The organism is Myxococcus sp. CA040A (assembly GCF_013336725.1).
Lineage (GTDB): Bacteria > Myxococcota > Myxococcia > Myxococcales > Myxococcaceae > Myxococcus > Myxococcus llanfairpwllgwyngyllgogerychwyrndrobwllllantysiliogogogochensis.
Map to the genome: position 1 here is coordinate 1 of NZ_JABUMR010000001.1, position 15105 is coordinate 15105.

At 68.9% G+C, this 15105-nt stretch carries 17 protein-coding genes; 7 read left to right on the forward strand and 10 right to left on the reverse strand.

Going from position 1 to position 15105, the window contains the following annotated elements; all coding sequences use genetic code 11:
- On the forward strand, window positions 1–415 hold a 415-nt coding region (locus HUA75_RS00005; RefSeq protein WP_217445883.1), incomplete at its 5' end, for a hypothetical protein.
- On the opposite strand, the gene HUA75_RS00010 is transcribed toward HUA75_RS00005, so the two are convergent.
- A complete protein-coding gene (locus HUA75_RS00010; protein WP_174485211.1) occupies window positions 412–558 on the reverse strand; it encodes a hypothetical protein in 147 nt (48 codons plus the stop codon). The genes HUA75_RS00005 and HUA75_RS00010 overlap by 4 nt on opposite strands.
- A 131-nt stretch (window positions 559–689) precedes the next feature.
- Here HUA75_RS00010 and HUA75_RS00015 point away from each other — a divergent pair, with 131 nt between their 5' ends.
- Entirely contained in the window at window positions 690–1766 is a 1077-nt protein-coding gene (locus tag HUA75_RS00015; protein ID WP_174485212.1) for a hypothetical protein, read from the forward strand.
- Window positions 1767–1832: 66 nt separating this feature from the next.
- On the opposite strand, the gene HUA75_RS00020 is transcribed toward HUA75_RS00015, so the two are convergent.
- Entirely contained in the window at window positions 1833–3179 is a 1347-nt protein-coding gene (locus tag HUA75_RS00020) for a co-chaperone YbbN (protein WP_174485213.1), read from the reverse strand.
- A 139-nt stretch (window positions 3180–3318) separates the two neighbouring features.
- Here HUA75_RS00020 and HUA75_RS00025 point away from each other — a divergent pair, with 139 nt between their 5' ends.
- A complete protein-coding gene (locus HUA75_RS00025) occupies window positions 3319–4266 on the forward strand; it encodes a hypothetical protein (RefSeq protein WP_141641425.1) in 948 nt (315 codons plus the stop codon).
- 78 nt (window positions 4267–4344) lie between these two features.
- On the opposite strand, the gene HUA75_RS00030 is transcribed toward HUA75_RS00025, so the two are convergent.
- On the reverse strand, window positions 4345–4800 hold the full coding sequence (locus HUA75_RS00030) for a MarR family winged helix-turn-helix transcriptional regulator (protein WP_141641424.1): 456 nt from the start codon (window positions 4798–4800) through the stop codon (window positions 4345–4347).
- 30 nt (window positions 4801–4830) lie between these two features.
- On the opposite strand from HUA75_RS00030, the gene HUA75_RS00035 reads away from it, so the two are divergent.
- Window positions 4831–5988 carry an NAD(P)/FAD-dependent oxidoreductase gene (locus tag HUA75_RS00035; RefSeq protein ID WP_174485214.1) on the forward strand — a complete coding sequence of 386 codons (1158 nt, stop codon included), beginning with the start codon at window positions 4831–4833 and terminating at the stop codon, window positions 5986–5988.
- A gap of 26 nt (window positions 5989–6014) precedes the next feature.
- Here HUA75_RS00035 and HUA75_RS00040 read toward each other — a convergent pair whose 3' ends face one another.
- Window positions 6015–6443, reverse strand: a complete 429-nt coding sequence (locus tag HUA75_RS00040) for a hypothetical protein (RefSeq protein ID WP_174485215.1) — start codon at window positions 6441–6443, stop codon at window positions 6015–6017.
- Window positions 6444–6557: 114 nt separating this feature from the next.
- Here HUA75_RS00040 and HUA75_RS00045 point away from each other — a divergent pair, with 114 nt between their 5' ends.
- Complete coding sequence (locus HUA75_RS00045; RefSeq protein WP_174485216.1) at window positions 6558–7319, forward strand: hypothetical protein; 762 nt, start codon at window positions 6558–6560, stop codon at window positions 7317–7319.
- A 1-nt stretch (window position 7320) separates the two neighbouring features.
- Window positions 7321–7980, forward strand: a complete 660-nt coding sequence (locus HUA75_RS00050; protein WP_141641420.1) for an SCO family protein — start codon at window positions 7321–7323, stop codon at window positions 7978–7980.
- A gap of 79 nt (window positions 7981–8059) precedes the next feature.
- On the opposite strand, the gene HUA75_RS00055 is transcribed toward HUA75_RS00050, so the two are convergent.
- From HUA75_RS00055 to HUA75_RS00065, 3 genes are all read right to left on the reverse strand, one after another.
- Window positions 8060–8254, reverse strand: a complete 195-nt coding sequence (locus HUA75_RS00055) for a hypothetical protein (protein ID WP_141641419.1) — start codon at window positions 8252–8254, stop codon at window positions 8060–8062.
- A 16-nt stretch (window positions 8255–8270) separates the two neighbouring features.
- Window positions 8271–8990, reverse strand: coding sequence for a DUF1775 domain-containing protein (locus HUA75_RS00060; RefSeq protein WP_174485217.1), 720 nt, complete (start codon window positions 8988–8990; stop codon window positions 8271–8273).
- A 170-nt stretch (window positions 8991–9160) separates the two neighbouring features.
- The gene (locus tag HUA75_RS00065; RefSeq protein WP_174485218.1) at window positions 9161–10450 is read right to left on the reverse strand and encodes an AAA family ATPase; all 1290 of its coding nucleotides are present in this window, start codon (window positions 10448–10450) and stop codon (window positions 9161–9163) included.
- A 170-nt stretch (window positions 10451–10620) separates the two neighbouring features.
- Here HUA75_RS00065 and HUA75_RS00070 point away from each other — a divergent pair, with 170 nt between their 5' ends.
- Window positions 10621–11466 carry a DUF2911 domain-containing protein gene (locus HUA75_RS00070; protein WP_174457719.1) on the forward strand — a complete coding sequence of 282 codons (846 nt, stop codon included), beginning with the start codon at window positions 10621–10623 and terminating at the stop codon, window positions 11464–11466.
- Window positions 11467–11491: 25 nt separating this feature from the next.
- Here HUA75_RS00070 and bshA read toward each other — a convergent pair whose 3' ends face one another.
- The 3 genes from bshA to bshC are packed head-to-tail and all read right to left on the reverse strand — an operon-like array spanning window position 11492 to window position 15080.
- The gene (gene bshA, locus HUA75_RS00075) at window positions 11492–12655 is read right to left on the reverse strand and encodes an N-acetyl-alpha-D-glucosaminyl L-malate synthase BshA (protein ID WP_174485219.1); all 1164 of its coding nucleotides are present in this window, start codon (window positions 12653–12655) and stop codon (window positions 11492–11494) included.
- A complete protein-coding gene (gene bshB1, locus HUA75_RS00080; RefSeq protein ID WP_141641414.1) occupies window positions 12652–13458 on the reverse strand; it encodes a bacillithiol biosynthesis deacetylase BshB1 in 807 nt (268 codons plus the stop codon). Before bshB1 ends, bshA begins: the two co-directional genes overlap by 4 nt.
- Window positions 13455–15080, reverse strand: a complete 1626-nt coding sequence (bshC, locus tag HUA75_RS00085) for a bacillithiol biosynthesis cysteine-adding enzyme BshC (protein WP_174485220.1) — start codon at window positions 15078–15080, stop codon at window positions 13455–13457. Before bshC ends, bshB1 begins: the two co-directional genes overlap by 4 nt.
- Between the last annotated feature and the right edge of the window lie 25 nt (window positions 15081–15105).

Consider the following 15105-nt stretch of genomic DNA (forward strand, 5'->3'; position numbering starts at 1 on the left):
AAAAATCAACTTCGTCGGCTCCGTGTCCGTGACGAGCGCAGGGACGACGTCCACTTCGGCTTCCTCGTCCTCGGCTGCTGCGTCATGCTCTTCCGAAGCCTCTATCCTCACATTTGATAGAGGCTCTTATCCCTCTGGAGGAGCAATGCGTTCGTTCTTGATTCTGGGTCTTGTCGTCCTCGGATTTCAGTTCGGCTGCGGAGCAGGCGAAGCCGACCCAGGGATGCAGTCTGATCTGACATCACGTGAAGACGCACTGCTTCGCTGCACGGCCAATTTCCATATCACCTATTACAGTGACGCCACCCACGCCACGGAGGTCGGCACCGAACTGTGCATTTGCGGCAACGCACCCATACGCGTTGGCATTCGCTCTGCCCACGCGGTCCAAGATTATTATGAAGAGTGCTCCTAGCGCTCGGTCACATCCCCTTCGATGACGCCCTTCAGGCCGCGCGGCTCGCTGCGGCCGAAGGTCAATGACAGCCGGGCGCCTCCGGCGCGGCCCCGTCGCTCGCCGAGCCCCCAGAAGGCGCCCAGCCCGACTGCTCGTTCCATCGCCTCCGGTCCGGGGTGACCCATGCCACCTCCACTTCGGGCCCTCCTGAGTCGCCCTGGCATCACTGGGCCGGGTTTTCGAGCGCGGATAGGCTTGCCCATCACCCGCGAACCAAGCCCAGGAGAGAGCCATGTCGAAGTCATGGAACGTCGTCATGTGGAGTCTGGCCGCGTTGTGGATGGCCTGTTCAGGCGGCCTCGAAGACCCGACCCAGTCGGGAGGCTCCGGTGAGATGCGATTGTCGGTCGGCGGCCTGGCAGCGCAGCAACTCGACAGTCTGGTCATCACGGTGCATCCGGCCAATGTCTCTCGAGTCCTGTCGTACTCGACGACGACGGACACCTTCGTCGGCACGCTCGTGTTGCCCATCGGAACGCAGACCCTGACAGCGCAAGGCTTTGTCGACGATGGTGCTGGCAACCCCGTGCTCGTCGCGAGTGGCACCGCCTCCGTGGACGTCGTCGGAGGCGCCACGGTGACTGTCCTCCTGCGCGTCCAGGACCTCACGCCCCCCGTGCCACAGCCGGACATCGCGCCCTTCATCCGCTCAGCGAGCATCACCGGAACGCCCCGCGTCAATGAGCTTATCGGCTTGAGCGTGTCGGCCCTCGACCTCGACGGAGACGCCCTCACCTACCAGTGGACGAGCAACTGCCCGACGAGCGTCTTCACCCACCCCACTTCCTTCTACACCCAGTGGGGGACCCGTGATGCGGGCCCCTGCCGCCTCCAGGTGGCCGTCACGGCGCGCGGCGTGACGGTGACCCAGAGCATCAACCTCAACGTCGAGGGACTGACGACGCCGCAGACCGGAGAGGTCGACCTCGAGGCGGAGTACATCGCCCGCCCCCTCGTCACCGCCATCCACATCCAGGGGACGGGCCTGAGCGCCCGCCAGTTCCTGCGTCAGGACGCGGTGACGAGGCTCCCCTTCGTGGGTCCGAACCGGACCCTCCAGGTGGAGTTCTTCGTGGACTATGGCAACCGCCACGGCACGCGCACCGCGACGCTCGACTCGACGTGCGGCACCGTGGTGCGCGGCGTCGACACGTGTGCCACCAGCCCCGCGCCCACGACGTGCTCCGTGAAATACGCCTGGACCACTCCCGCCCTGCCCAGCCCCACCTGTCTGGTGACGGCCCGGGCGACGAATGGGAGCCTGACGGACTCCTTCGCCATTGGAACCATGGTGGACTGGGTCCCCTGAGCACCCTCCGGACGCGAAGACCCTACATCATGGCGCGGCTTCTCCGGTCTCTCACCAGCCCATCGCTCACGGTGACGGAGGGTCGCCTTCCGCGCGCAGTTGCGAAAGGACCCGCTCGAGGACCTGTCGCTGCAGGTGGTTCTTGGGAACGGACGCTTGTTCCAGCTCGTTCAACGCCTGCGTCAGCAGCGCTTCCGCCTGGGCACGGTTGCCGCTCGCGCTGAGGATTCGCGCCTGTCCCGCGAGGACCGTGCCCCGCGAGGCGCCCTTGGCGAGTGACAACGCGCGCTCACTGGCGGCGAGGGCCCGCTCGTGCTGTCCCGCCATCAGATGCAGCGTGGCGAGCCGCGCGGGCGGGTTGTAGTCCTCCGGCAGCTCCCGCTCACTGCGCTCCAATCGCGAGAGGGCTGCCTCCGGGCGAGCCAGCAGCGCGACCGCCATCACCCGATGTGAGTCGAGCGCGGCCCGCTCCTCCGCGCTGCGCGCGCGTGTGGCCTGCTCCTCCAGGAAACGCCACCACGTCTCCGCCAGCTCGCGCATGCTCGCCTCGTCTCCCGACGCCTCGTGGACCTCGCAGCCCACCTCGTAGAGCGAGGAGCGCAGCGCTGGCGTCAGCGTGCCTTCGGGCGCCTCACGGGCCCGAGCCGCCTCCTGGGCGAGTTGTTCGCGCAGCGCCCGAGCCTCGTCCGTCTTCGCATCCAGCGCGCAGCCCATGCCGACGTACAGCACCCGGGTGCGGTCATCCACGCGAGGCAGGCGCCCGAGCTCCTGGGCCGCCACGCGCATGCAGGAGACCGTGTCGCCCATGGCGAGGAGCGACTTGAGCCACGAAACCACGGCGCTGGCCCGGCGCGAGTCCTCGGGCGTCCAGTGCACCACGGCCTGCTGGTAGGCCGCCGCTGCCTCCGCGTGGTGGCCGGTGAGCGCGAGCCCGTCCGCTCTGGCCAGCTCCTCTCCACCCGCGCGCCCCCGCTGGAAGGCCTGCTCTCCCTGCGCGAGCAGCCCGAGCAACTGGGGCACGGACACTCCGCCCAGCGAGCGCACGAGGACCGCGCCCTGTTCCGGCTCCAGGATGAGCACGGTGGGCCACGTATCCACCGGATAGCGCTGGAGGAAGGCCTCGTTGGCCGGGGCATCCGTGTCGATGGCGAGCCAGACGAAGCGGCCCTCCAGTTCCTCCAGGGCGGGTGAGGTCAGCACCGTCGAGCGCATCGAACGACACGACTGGCACCAGGGCGCCCAGGTCTCCACGAACAGGGGCCGCTGCTTCTCCCGCGCCTCCCGAAGCGCCCTTTCCCAATCATTCTCGATGAATGCGGGCCCTGCTTTGGGATTGGCGCGCTGCGTCGAAGGACTGCTGGAGGCGCAGCCCCAGAGCAGGAGCAGGACACCGAGGACAGGTCTCATCGTCATGGTTTCTCCAGGGATGTCGCCAGGATGGCGCCCCAGACATTCCCGAAACCGGCCAGGTTCCCTTCCGCGACGCAACTTCGTGCGGGCTCTGTGAGAAAATGATGGAAACGCCCAGCACCCCCATGGGCGGGAGCCCTTCATGAGCCCCATCGACCGCAACCGTCCCGCTGCCACGCCCGTCGCCTCGACGCAGACCTCGCGCGCGTCCCTGAAGAACCCGCTGGGCGGACTGGTGGAGGCCGCGAAGAACGGGCTGAAGGAAGTCCCGCGCTTCCTGGAGCAGGGCAAGGATGTCTTCGAGGCCACGCACCTGAGCGAGGTCAAGAAGCTGTTTGGCGGGGACTCGAAGCCGGACCGGACGCAGGACGGCAAGCTCATGGGCGCCAAGGGGCAGACCTTCGCGCCGGGCACGCCGCTCAAGGACATCCCCGGCGTCACGCCGCGGGACAACCCGAACCCTTCGAAGACCATCCTCTACGTCAACGGCATCATGACGCCGGCGGCCAACCAGCTCGGCGAGATGAAGGCCATCGCGGAGAAGGCGGATGCGCGCGTCATCGGCATCCACAACGCGACGCAGGGAATCGTCGCGGACCTGGCCCAGTGCGTGGGTGACAAGCTGGACAAGGGCAAGAACCCCGCCGTGGACACGCTGGCGGACACCCTCTACGGCGAGCTGAAGGCGGGCCGCGACGTCCACCTGATGGGCTACAGCCAGGGCGGCCTCATCACCGCGCGCGCGCTGTTCGACGTCGAGCGCCGGCTGCGCATCGAGGACGGCATGTCCCCCGCGCAGGTCGAGAAGGCGATGGGCAAGCTGAGCGTGGAGACCTTCGGCGCCGCGTCCACCAAGTACCCGGACGGGCCGAAGTACGTGCACTACGTCAACAACGCGGACGCGGTGCCCACACTCACCGGCCTGGGCGGCAGCTTCGACCCCGTCGCGTTCGCGAAGGACGCCGGCAAGGGCGCCGTGGTGCACCGCTTCACCGATGGCAACCTCAACCTCATCGGCAACCACATGCTGGACACGATGTACATGAAGCACCGCGTGCCCTTCGAAGAGGCCCGCGCCGGCAACTTCTAGTGTCCTGACGGCAGGAAGAGGGTCAGCGCCACGCCGGGCACGGCCCTGCTCCGGTGGAGTCCCGGTCGGGACCCGGCGCTAACCCTCTGTTTCAAGGTTTTGAACGACGCGCTGCAGGAGCTCACGCAGGAGTGCCTTCTCCTTCTGCGTGAAGCCCGCGGTCGCCTCGTCCTCTCCGAGCATCAGCGCCGCTTTCGCTTCGGGAAGCCGGGCGCGGGCCTGGGGAGTCAGCGAGGTGAGGCTTGCTCGCTTGTCCTCCGGATTGGGCTCGCGCAGGACCACGCCGTCGCGCTCCATGCGCGCGAGCATCTCCGCCATCGTCGGCTGCTCGACGCGCGCCCGCTCCGCGAGCGTCTTCTGCGACAGCGTCCCCCCATCCTCGAGCGCCGTCAGGACGGGGAGCTGGCTCATGCCGAGGCCCAGCGGACGCAAGCGTGACTCATGCAGCCGCATGAGCAGCCGTGATGCGCGGTTGATCCAATACGCCGACGTGGATTCCGGGTTCCAGGCGCGAGCCTTGCGTTCGTGTTGCATAGGGCCCTTTGTAATATTAGTTAGGGGCCTATGCAAACTGGAAAGCGCATTGGAATCGTAGGGGGTGGACCGGGTGGGCTGACGCTCGCGCGGATTCTGGCGACTCGGGGCATCGGCTCCACGGTGTTCGAGTTGGACGAGCACCGGCTGTCACGTCCTCAGGGTGGCTCGCTGGACTTGCACGAGGACTCGGCCCTGGTCGCTCTGCGCCACGCCGGGCTCGAGGAGGGGTTCAAGGCGCTCGCGCGCTATGACGACCAGGGCGACGCGCTCTATGACCATCTGGGGACGCTGCGCTTCCAGTTGGGGGGAGACCCAAGTGGTGGCCGGCCCGAGATTGACCGCGAGCAACTGCGCACGCTCCTGCTCGACAGCCTTCCTCCCGAGACGATTCGGTGGGGAAGCAAGGTGCGCGCGGTGGAACCCCTGTCGGATGGGCGCTATCGCGTCGCGGGTGAGCACGGCTCGCTCGGGGAGTTCGACCTCGTGGTGGGCGCGGATGGGGCGTGGTCCAAGGTGCGCCCGCTCGTGTCGAGCGAGGAGCCCCGCTACACCGGGGTGATGTTCGTCGAGCTGAGTATCGACGACGTGGACGCGCGGCATCCGGATGTCGCAGCGCTCATTCCTCGCGGCAAGGTCTCCGTGGTCGGCGACTGCCTGGGTCTCATCGCGCAGCGCAGCAGCAACGCGCAGGTCCGCGTCTACTTGATGTTCCGCGTGGCCGAGGACTGGCTCCGACACGGCGAGGTGGACCTGTCCTCTCCCGAGCATGCCCGCGCGGCGCTCAAGGCGCGGTTCACCGGATGGGCGCCTTCACTGCTCCGGTTCATCGATGTGAGCAATGACACCATCGTCCCGCGTCCCATCATCGCGCTCCCGGTGGGGCATCGGTGGACGCACCGGCCGGGCGTGACGCTGCTGGGAGACGCGGCGCATGTCATGCCGCCGTTCTCCGGGGAGGGCGTGAACATGGCCATGCTGGATGCGGCGGAGCTGGCGCTGGGGCTTTCCGAGGACTCCGATTGGAGTCGCACGGTGGCGGCGTATGAGGCGCGCATGTTCACGCGGGCCGCGGAGGCGGCGGCGGGCGCGATGGAAGGACTCGACTTCGTGTCGGAGCACGCGCTGGCGCACACGCTCGAACACTTCGAGGCGATTCAGCGGATGGCGGGTGCGCCGCATCCCTGAGCGAGAACACAACAGGGCCGTGAGCTTCAGCGTGCGAGCTGGAGGCGGACCACTGCCTTGTCCTCGACGGAGCCCGACAGGGTGAGCCGCAGCTCCCAGGCGCCCGGCATGAAGAGGTCCAACTCCGATATCTCGAAGTCGCTCGTGCCCTGAAGCGTGATTCGCGCGGGGCTGTCGAGCCCGTGCCCCATGGTGGGCATCCACGGTTGGAGGGCCAGCACCATGCTTGGGATGGGTTTGCCCGTGGCGACTTCGGTGACTCGGATGCGCAGGCGTTGAGGGCCTCGGCGCAGGGGGACTGCGTCGGCGAGTACTTCGATTCGCAGGCGCCCCGAGGTGCTCGTCACGGACGTCACGGGTGTCGCCAGGACGACGGGCTTCTCCGTGGCTGGGGACATCGACGTCGGGGTCGGTGTGGCGCTCAACAGCAGGCACAGCAACATCGCGCTCTTCATTCATCCTCCAGGGCGGGACCTGATGCGCGGGAGCTTGTAGCGACGTGTGCTTCGCCATGGCGCGCGGCAAGTTGCCACAGCGTGTTCGCGGTCCGTTTGCGCGAGGGTGTGGACATGAGTCCTTCCTCTTCGCGTCCGTCGCGAGGTGCCACCCGGCTGCGTTCGTGGGCCTGGTGGTGCCTGGGCGTCTCGAGTCTCGCCGTGTTGCTCTCGCTCTGTGTCGCCATGCTGTCGGTGGCGAGGCTGGTGCTGTCGGAGGAGTCCTGGCTCCCCGCCGACACAGAGTGGGTTCCCAACCCCGTGCCCCTCCATGGACAGCTTCCCCGGTTCGAGCTTCGGGACATGGACGGAGCGCTGTTTGGAACACGCCAGCTTCGGGGACGGGCGTATGTCCTCCAATTCCTCCCAGAGGAGAGCGCGTCCAGCCACCAGCACCTCGTGACGCGGCTGTCCCGGGTGGAGCGCGGACTGGAGGCCGAGCGCATTCCCTTCCGGTTCGTCGTGGTGGCACGCCCTTCTTTCGCTCGGGTCGAAGGACTGGCGCGCGTCGAAGGCGAAGCGAGCGGGAGCGACCGGATGTCCTGGCACGTGCTGGCGGTGGACACTTCGTGGGAGGCGGAGGTGCTGGCGATGCTGAGCGCGGGCGCGCTCGTGAAGGGTGATTCGTCGCAGAGGCGGTCCACGTTGCTGGTGGACCAGGCAGGTGGGCTTCGGGGCGTCTACGACCTGACCGAATCCCCGCGTGCCGTGGAGGCGCTGGTGGCGGACGCGCGACAGGTCTCCGAGAGCGGCCCGGTGCCGGCCCTGGCGGGGCTGCCCATGGACCATCCTCATGTGCTTGGCGTGGGCTGCGTGGGCGAGCGGGGGAGGTACTGACATGGCCGCGCCTGTCTTGGAACACCGCCGTCGTCGCTGGGTGGGGTTGCTCGTCGTGGGAGTGCTGGCGCTCGTCGCGGCGCTCGCGCTCCCGTTGCTGCGCGAGTCACGCGCTCGACTGCGGGCGCGGGGGCTGCCCGGGTTCGGGGCCCTGCCGACCTTTCGCCTGACGGACCAGACGGGACGCCCGTTCTCCGACGCGGACCTGCGCGGTGCGGTCGTCGTCGCGGACTTCATCTTCACGCGCTGCCCCACGGTGTGTCCGCTGCTCACGGCGAAGATGGCCCGCCTCCAGCGTCAGGCGCGCGAGGCGGGGCTGTCGTCGGTGCGCTTCGTCTCGTTCAGCGTGGACCCGCGCTACGACACACCGGAGCGGCTCGCCGCGTACGCGAACACACGTCATCTGGACACGAGCAACTGGTCCCTGCTGACGGGGCCCTTGGAGGACGTGGAGGCCACGGTGCTGGAGGGCTTCCGCGTGATGATGGGGCGGGACGCGGACGCGGGTGACGACGACTTCCTCAGCATCTTCCACGGCGAGCACTTCGTCCTCGTGGACGCGGACGGGCGCATTCGTGGGTACTACCGCGTGGTGGATGACTCCGACGGGCTGGAGTCGCTTCAGCGCGACCTGGAGGCGCTGGTGCACGCGGCGGATTGATGAAGACCCGCCGCGGGGAGATGGGTCACCTGTCCGGGCTCGGCCCCGCACCACGAGCCCGGAGAAGGATGTCGGGTGCTCAGCGGCCCGGGGGCTTGAGGTCCGCGGGCAGTCCCGGGCCCGTGGGAGGCCGCTCCAGGCCCGTGGGCTGCGTCAGGCCTTGCGTGGGCAGCACTCCTGAATCCGGCGTGATGGCCGAGGGCGTCTTCGAGCCGCTGTCCGAGCACGCGCAGAGCGCGCACGCGGCAGCCAATGCAAGCAGATGGCGAGTCATGGTGTGTCCTCCCGCCTCAGTACTTGACCCAGATTTCCGTGCCCGGATGAATCTCCGTCAGTTCGTCCGTGTCCGTGTCGGACTCGATGAGGCCCTTCGTCACGGGGTTGGGGCTGAACGCGCGATTGCCTGCCCAGACAATCTGCGCATCGCTGAACACCGTGAAGTCGTGCACGTGCTCCTCCACGGTGTACTTGTTCCAGCCCGGCGTGCGCTTGGGGTAGACGAAGAGCGAGGGCGCGGGCTCCGCCTGCGGCGTGGTGCCGGCGTCACCCCCGTGGTCATGCCCCCCCGACGTGCCCACCCACTCCACAATCGTCTCGGCGCCCTGGGCATCCCGGCACGTCTGCGTGGTGGGGAAGTACACGGTGGTGAAGGGCGCATCCGGCATGCGGGCACGCAGTACCAGCCGGTGCGCATGCGTGTCGGCGGGCAGCACCTCGGTCGTGGAGCCCCGCGTCCACGTGACGGACGTCACGTTGTTGTTCGCGTCCTTCTCCACCACGGCCTTGCCGAAGGTGGAGTCCAGGGGCCGCACGGAGGTGACGCCCGCGGGGATGGCGACCTTGATGCGGTAGGTGTCCGCGCCGCTGCACCCGTGCCCCACGGTGAACTGCGCCTCGTAGGACGTGCCAGCGATTGCGGGACCGGTGCCGGAGACGGCGATGTGGGCGTGGGCGGCGGTGCCGACCAGCAGGCTCGAGAATGCGAGCAACGTCTTGAGAGAGGGCTTCAAGCGGGGCCTCCAGGAGGGAATGACTGCGCCAGCACCTCGGCGTAGCAGACCGCTTCGAGCGCACCGATGCGGCCATTTGCCGCAGCACGACAGGGCAGGCCCATCACTTGCGCCAGACAATCATCCGGAAGCCGGAGGGTGGGCCGCGACAATTCGCCGCACCCCATCGTTCACCACACGGCGTGTTCCCTCAGCAAGGCCCCCAGGGGCCGCGCGCCGCTGCGGTGGGCGTCGAAGAGCTTCGCGGCGAGCTGTCGCGTCGGGTGTGCCCAGCCCATGTGCTCGCGGCCCTCGTGCAGCACCGGTGCGCAGTGGATGAGCGCCGCGCGCAGCTCCTCCTCGGAGGCGAACACCGGATGCTCCAGCGGCAGGGGGCTCTGCGTGGCGAGGAACACCTGCCGTCCTCCCAGCTCGCGCAGGCCCGCCTCCACCCAGCGCGGGTGCAAGCCATTGGCGGGCTCGTCCAGGATGGCGAAGTCCTCGTTGACGTCCAGGTAGTACAAGAGCGACAGCAGCCGCTTCTGGCCGAAGCCCAGCTCCGCCTGCGGCAGCTCGCGCCCGTCGCGTCGGACGAAGTGGAACGCGAAGCCGCCGAACCCCACACGCCCTCCGTTGTCGAAGGAGCGCTTCTCCAACACCTCCACGCGCAGCCGTCCGGACTCCAGGCCCGCCAGGCTCACGAAGCGCGAGAGGAAGGAGCGCTCCAGCGCGTCGTGGCGCAGCTCCAGGGCATCGAGGAGAGGCTCCTGCTCCACGCGCTCCTTCAACCACCCGGGCATCCAGCCGGGCAGGGCCATCAAGCCCAGCGGAAACACCTCTCCGTCGCGCGCCTCCATGGCGTAGCGGATGGTGCCCAGGCGCTCGAACATCCCGAGCGCTTCATCGAAGCGCTGCGGCGCCAGCAGGAACGTCCGCCTCAACAGCTCCTTGAGACGCTCCTTCATGCCCGCGTCGATGTACTGCGCCGTCATGAACAGCAGCGTCCACACCGAGCGGTCCAGGAGCGACCAGTGCATGGTGCGCGTCCACGCGGGCGCGCCGTCCACCTTGCAGTCGATGCCCTCCGCGTCCGCGCGCATCACCAGCCGCGCCGAGGGCGAGGACAAGTGCAGCTCCACCTCGATGAGTGGCTGGAGCCCGGAGTCGGTCGTGGGCGTGCGCAGGGGCAACAGTCCCGCGCCCTGCCTCGCGCCAGGCTCCGTGCGCTCGGGCACGCGCGTGTCGTTGCGCGCGTAGACGTGCAGCTTCATGCCGGGGAAGGCGAGCTCGTACTCCAGCGCGAAGCGCTCATGGATGAGGCTGGCGAAGTCGGAGGCGAGGACGATGGAGATCAGCTCCAGCAGCGTCGTCCGCCCGGTCCCATTCTCGCCGAGCACCAGGTTGAGTGCCGGGCCGGGCGTCAGCTCGGTGCCGGGAGCCACGCTCCGGAAGTGGTGGACGGTGAGCCGGGTCAGCTTCATGCGGAGTCCTCGCCCGGCAGCTTCGTCTTCCCGGGGTACGACGGGAATACCTCGGTCACTGGAGTGTCTGGTGGCTCGCCCGAATCGTTTGGTGAGCGGGGGGCTCGTCTATACACTCCGCCCGCCTTCGCACCCCTCAGGTTCTGTTCAGAAAGGATGATGTGAGGACGATGAAGAACGTTGCCCTCGGATGTCTGCTCTCCGCGCTCGTGGTGTTGGTCGCCGCGCCCGCCTCCGCCCAACTCGAGCTGCCCGCTCCCAGCCCCTCCGCCAAGGTGGCGCAGGACGTGGGTGTCACCTCGGTTTCCATCGACTATTCCAGCCCGGGTGTGAAGGGCCGGAAGGTCTGGGGTGACCTCGTTCCCTGGGACAAGCCCTGGCGCTCGGGTGCCAACTCGGCCACGAAAATCACCTTCAGCCACGACGTGACGTTCGGCGGCAAGGCCGTCCCCGCCGGCACCTACTCCATCGTCACCCTGCCCTCGCAGAAGGGCTGGAAGGTGATGCTGAACAAGGAGCTGGGGCTGTTCTCCTCGGCGGCGCAGTACTCGCCCGCCAACGACGTGGCCACCGTCGCCGCGACGACGGCGGCCATTCCCAGCCGTGAGCGGCTGACGTACGTCTTCAGCAACACCACCGAGGACAGCACCTCGCTGGACCTCGAGTGGGAGAAGCTGCGCGTCTCCGTCCCCATCAAGGTGGACACGGCCACGCTGGCCAAGGCCAACATCGAGAAGGCGGGGCAGACGAGCGCGAGCGAGCAGGCCCAGGCGGCGCGCTACGTGGCGGACTCCACCAAGGACTACGTCGCGGCGCTGAAGCTCGCGGACGCGTCCGTGGCCCTCGACTCCAACTGGTACAACCAGTGGATTCGCGCGGACATCCTCGCGCGCAGCGGCAAGTTCGCGGAGGCCCGCAAGGCCGCCCAGATTTCGTGGGACCTGGGCGAGAAGGACCCGAACTTCTTCTACAAGAACCAGGTCTCCAAGGCCCTGGCGGACTGGAAGAACAAGTAGTCGACCCGGCGCGAGTGGGGCCCCTTCAGCGTCGGGGGGCCCCGCTCACGAGCCGGCGGTAGAGCGCCTCATACCGGTCGATGGCCGGCTTCATCCTGAAGCGCTCGACGACGTCGGCACGCGCTCGGACGGAGAACTCCTTCCAGTGCGCCGCGTCACGCAGCAGGCCGAGCACGTGGCCCGCCATGGCGCGCACATCGCCTAGCGGAGCCAGGAGCCCCGTGTCGCCATGGCGCACGACTTCTGGAATTCCTCCAACGTCGCTCGCCACCACGGGGACGCCGCAGCTGAGCGCCTCCAGCGCGGCGAGGCCGAAGCTCTCCTGTTCGCTGGGGAGCAGGAAGACGTCCGACGCTGCGAGCACTTCCATGAAGCGGTCCTGCTTGCCCGGGAAGGCCACGCGATGGGCGAGGCCCAACTCGCGCAGCATCCGCTCCGCCGGGGCGCGCTCCGGTCCGTCACCCACCATCACCAACCGACAAGGCAACTGACGGTGGACCTCCGCGAAGACGGCCACCACGTCGGTGATGCGCTTGACGGGACGGAAGTTGGAGACGTGGATGAGGACGGGCTCATGCTCGCCCAGGTCCGGGAAGAGGGCTCGCAGGTGCGCGCGCTCCCGCGCGGGGGCATAGCGCTCCGTGTCCACGAAGTTGGCGATGACCTCGATGGGGAAGCTCTCCGGCAGCCCGAAGCCGCTCCACGTCGCGTCGCGGAGGAAGGCCGACGGCGTCGTCACCGCGTCGCTGCGCAGGATGGAGAAGCGCGTCATCGGCAGGTAGCTGGGATGCACGCCCACCAGCGTGGTGTCCGTCCCGTGCAGGGTGGTGACGATGCGCGGCGCCCGCTCTCCCAGCACCTCGCGCGCCATCCACGCCGCCGTGGCGTGCGGCACCGCGTAGTGGACGTGCAGCACGTCCAGCCGCTCCGTGTTGGCCACCTCAATCATCTTGGAGGCCAGCGCGATGGGGTACGTGCCGGAGCGCTGGAGCGCGGGGTAGTCGCTCTCCGTCACCTCGTGGAACGTCACGCCCCGGGGCAGGCTGTCCAGCCGCGCGGGCGGCTCCCGGGCGATGAAGTGGACGCGGTGACCTCGCTCGGCCATGCCCAGGCCGATGCCGGTGGCGACCATGCCGCTGCCCCCGAAGGTCGAAAAGCAGGTGATGGCGATGGAGAGGGGAGGACTCATCGGCGGTGAGGGAAGAACAGGGGCTTCTCGAAGCTATTCCGGCGGAAGTGTTCCACCGGGTCGATGAGCCCCAACGTCTCCCGGACGACATACGGCTCGCCGTGGGCGACACCCACCTGGGCGCCATAGAACCTGTCCCGCGCCTCCAGCGAGGAGAGCGACAGCGGCGAGCCCACCAGCGTGGCGGGCGCGTCAGGGCGGGGTTCCACCTGACTCGCGTAGCAGCGCACGGCCGCTGTCTTGCTCTCATAGACGGCGGACACGTCCACGACGAAGCTCGGCTCCGCCAGGTGGCGCAGGGGGTAGTAGAGCACCTGCCGAGGGGTGAACGGGGCGCCGGGCGGCTCGGTCTCGAACTTGCGCACGCCGGCGAAGAACAGCGCGCGAGTCACCAGCGCGCTGGCGGCCTCGTGGTCCGGGTGGCGCTCCTCCTCCCAGGGGACGATGACCAGCTCCGGCCGCAGGCGCCGCAGCGCTTCCACCACGCGGGCCACGGCGGACTCGCGGATGCGCTCGGACTCAGGGGCCTCGAAGCCAGCCCACGGGCTGAGCCAGCCATCGGGGAGGCCCAGGTTCTCCCGCACGGACAGGCCCAGCACGCGCGAGGCGGCCTCTGTCTCCGCGGCCCGGCTCTCCAGCGTCCCGCGAGAGCTCTTCTCGCCGCGAGACAAATCGATGATGCCGGTGCGGTGGCCCAGGCTCGAAAGCTTCGCCATCAGCCCGCCGCAGAACAGCTCCACGTCATCGGGATGTGGACCGAAGGCGAGGGCCTCCAGCCCATACGTCGCGCCGCTCGTGCTCATGGCGTCAGGTCCCGCAGGTCACCGGAGAAGGGGACACACGCGTCGAGCACCTGGCGGGTGAAGGCCCGAGAGCCGAAGCGACAGGCGTAGTAGGCCATGCCGTGGATGCGCTCCTGCGGAGCCCCGTCCGGGACGAGCATGGCGCGCAGCCGGTCCACGCGCTCGGTGGTGACCTCGTCGCGCAGCGCGAGCGCCCGACCATAGCGGGCCGCGAGGCGGGACACGGCGGCGCGCACGGTGCCCCGCGTGCGCTTGAGTGCGTCGAGCAGCTGAGGGTCCAGCTTGAGCATCGACTCGCCCAGTCGGTCCAGCTCCGAGGCGAAGGCACCGAAGAGCCGCGCCTCCAGCGTGCCCGCGGGCTCGTAGGGCTCCGCCGCGTCGCGTGTGGCGAGCCTCGTCAGCAGCGCGTCGCGGGGCTCGCCCACCTCGTCCGGCGTGAGGCCCAACTTGTGGAGAAGTCTGCGGGCGCGGTCGTCCAGCACTCGGAAGCGGGCGCGCGGCACCACGAGCGGCATGGGCAGTCCCGCGTGCTCGTAGAGCGGTGAGAGCTGCGCGAAGTAGGAGACCTCACCGGGGCCACCGACATAGGCCGCCGTGGGCAGCCACGTGTCCTGGAGGAGCGGACGTAAGAGCGCGGAGGTGGTGAAGCGCAGCGGCTCGCGCTCCAGCCAGTCCAGCAACTCCCCCGTCGTCACGGTGGCGCCACGCGGATGGCCCACCAGGCTCCAGGTGTCAGCGCCCGCGGGGTCCAGCCGGTAGCGCGCGCCCTCGATGCCGTCAGGTGAATAGAAGCCGAGCGGCGAGCCGGGCCGGATGTGGACCTGCTCGGAGAAGCCCGCCTGCGTCAGCGCCTCCATGCGACGCGAGAGCGCGGTGGAGATGGCGGCGGCGTCCTGAATCGCGAGCCGGTGGATGGGCGCGGCGAAGGGCGCGAGGCGCGCGTCCCTCGGGTCGATGAAGACCAGGCCCTCGTCCGCGAAGAGGACGGCGAGCACCTGGGTGAACGCCTCCGCGAGCGTCGCGTCGGGCTGGTAGGCGCGCGCGAGCAACTCCAGGTGCTCGGAGGCCTGGGGCTCTCCACCCAGCTCTCCGCGCAGCGCATCGAGGGCCTGGGTGACACCCGCGCCCAACTTGCGGTGGGCGACGGGCGCACGCGAGGCGGCGGCCTCGGGCACGTCCAACGCCACGCGCTTCGCGGAGCCCCGGGGGCTCGCGACGAAGCAGTGGTCCACTTCCGGCAGGTCGTGGTCCTCGGTTTGAAGCCAGAAGACGGGAACACAGGGCCGCCCGGTTTCTTCCCGAAGCGCGCGCGCGGCCGTGATTGCGGCGGCGGCCTTGTAGAGCGTGAAGAGCGGGCCGAGGAACAACCCCATCTGCTGGCCCGTCACCACGGCGATGGTGCCAGGGCGGGCAAGCTCCTCCAGATGACGCTCTCGCGCGGGGCTCGGCGCGAGGCGTGCGTTCTGGGCGACCACGACGTCGAGCAGGGCCGACGACATGGGGCGCAAGGCGGATGCGGCCGCGGCCTCCGCGCGCGCGGCGCGGTGGCGGAAGCGGTCGGGCAGGAAGGCGAGCGCGCGTGGGTCTCCCTTGAGCCACGCGGTGGGAAAGGAAGGCGTCACGGTGCGCGGTGATAACAGGTCATTC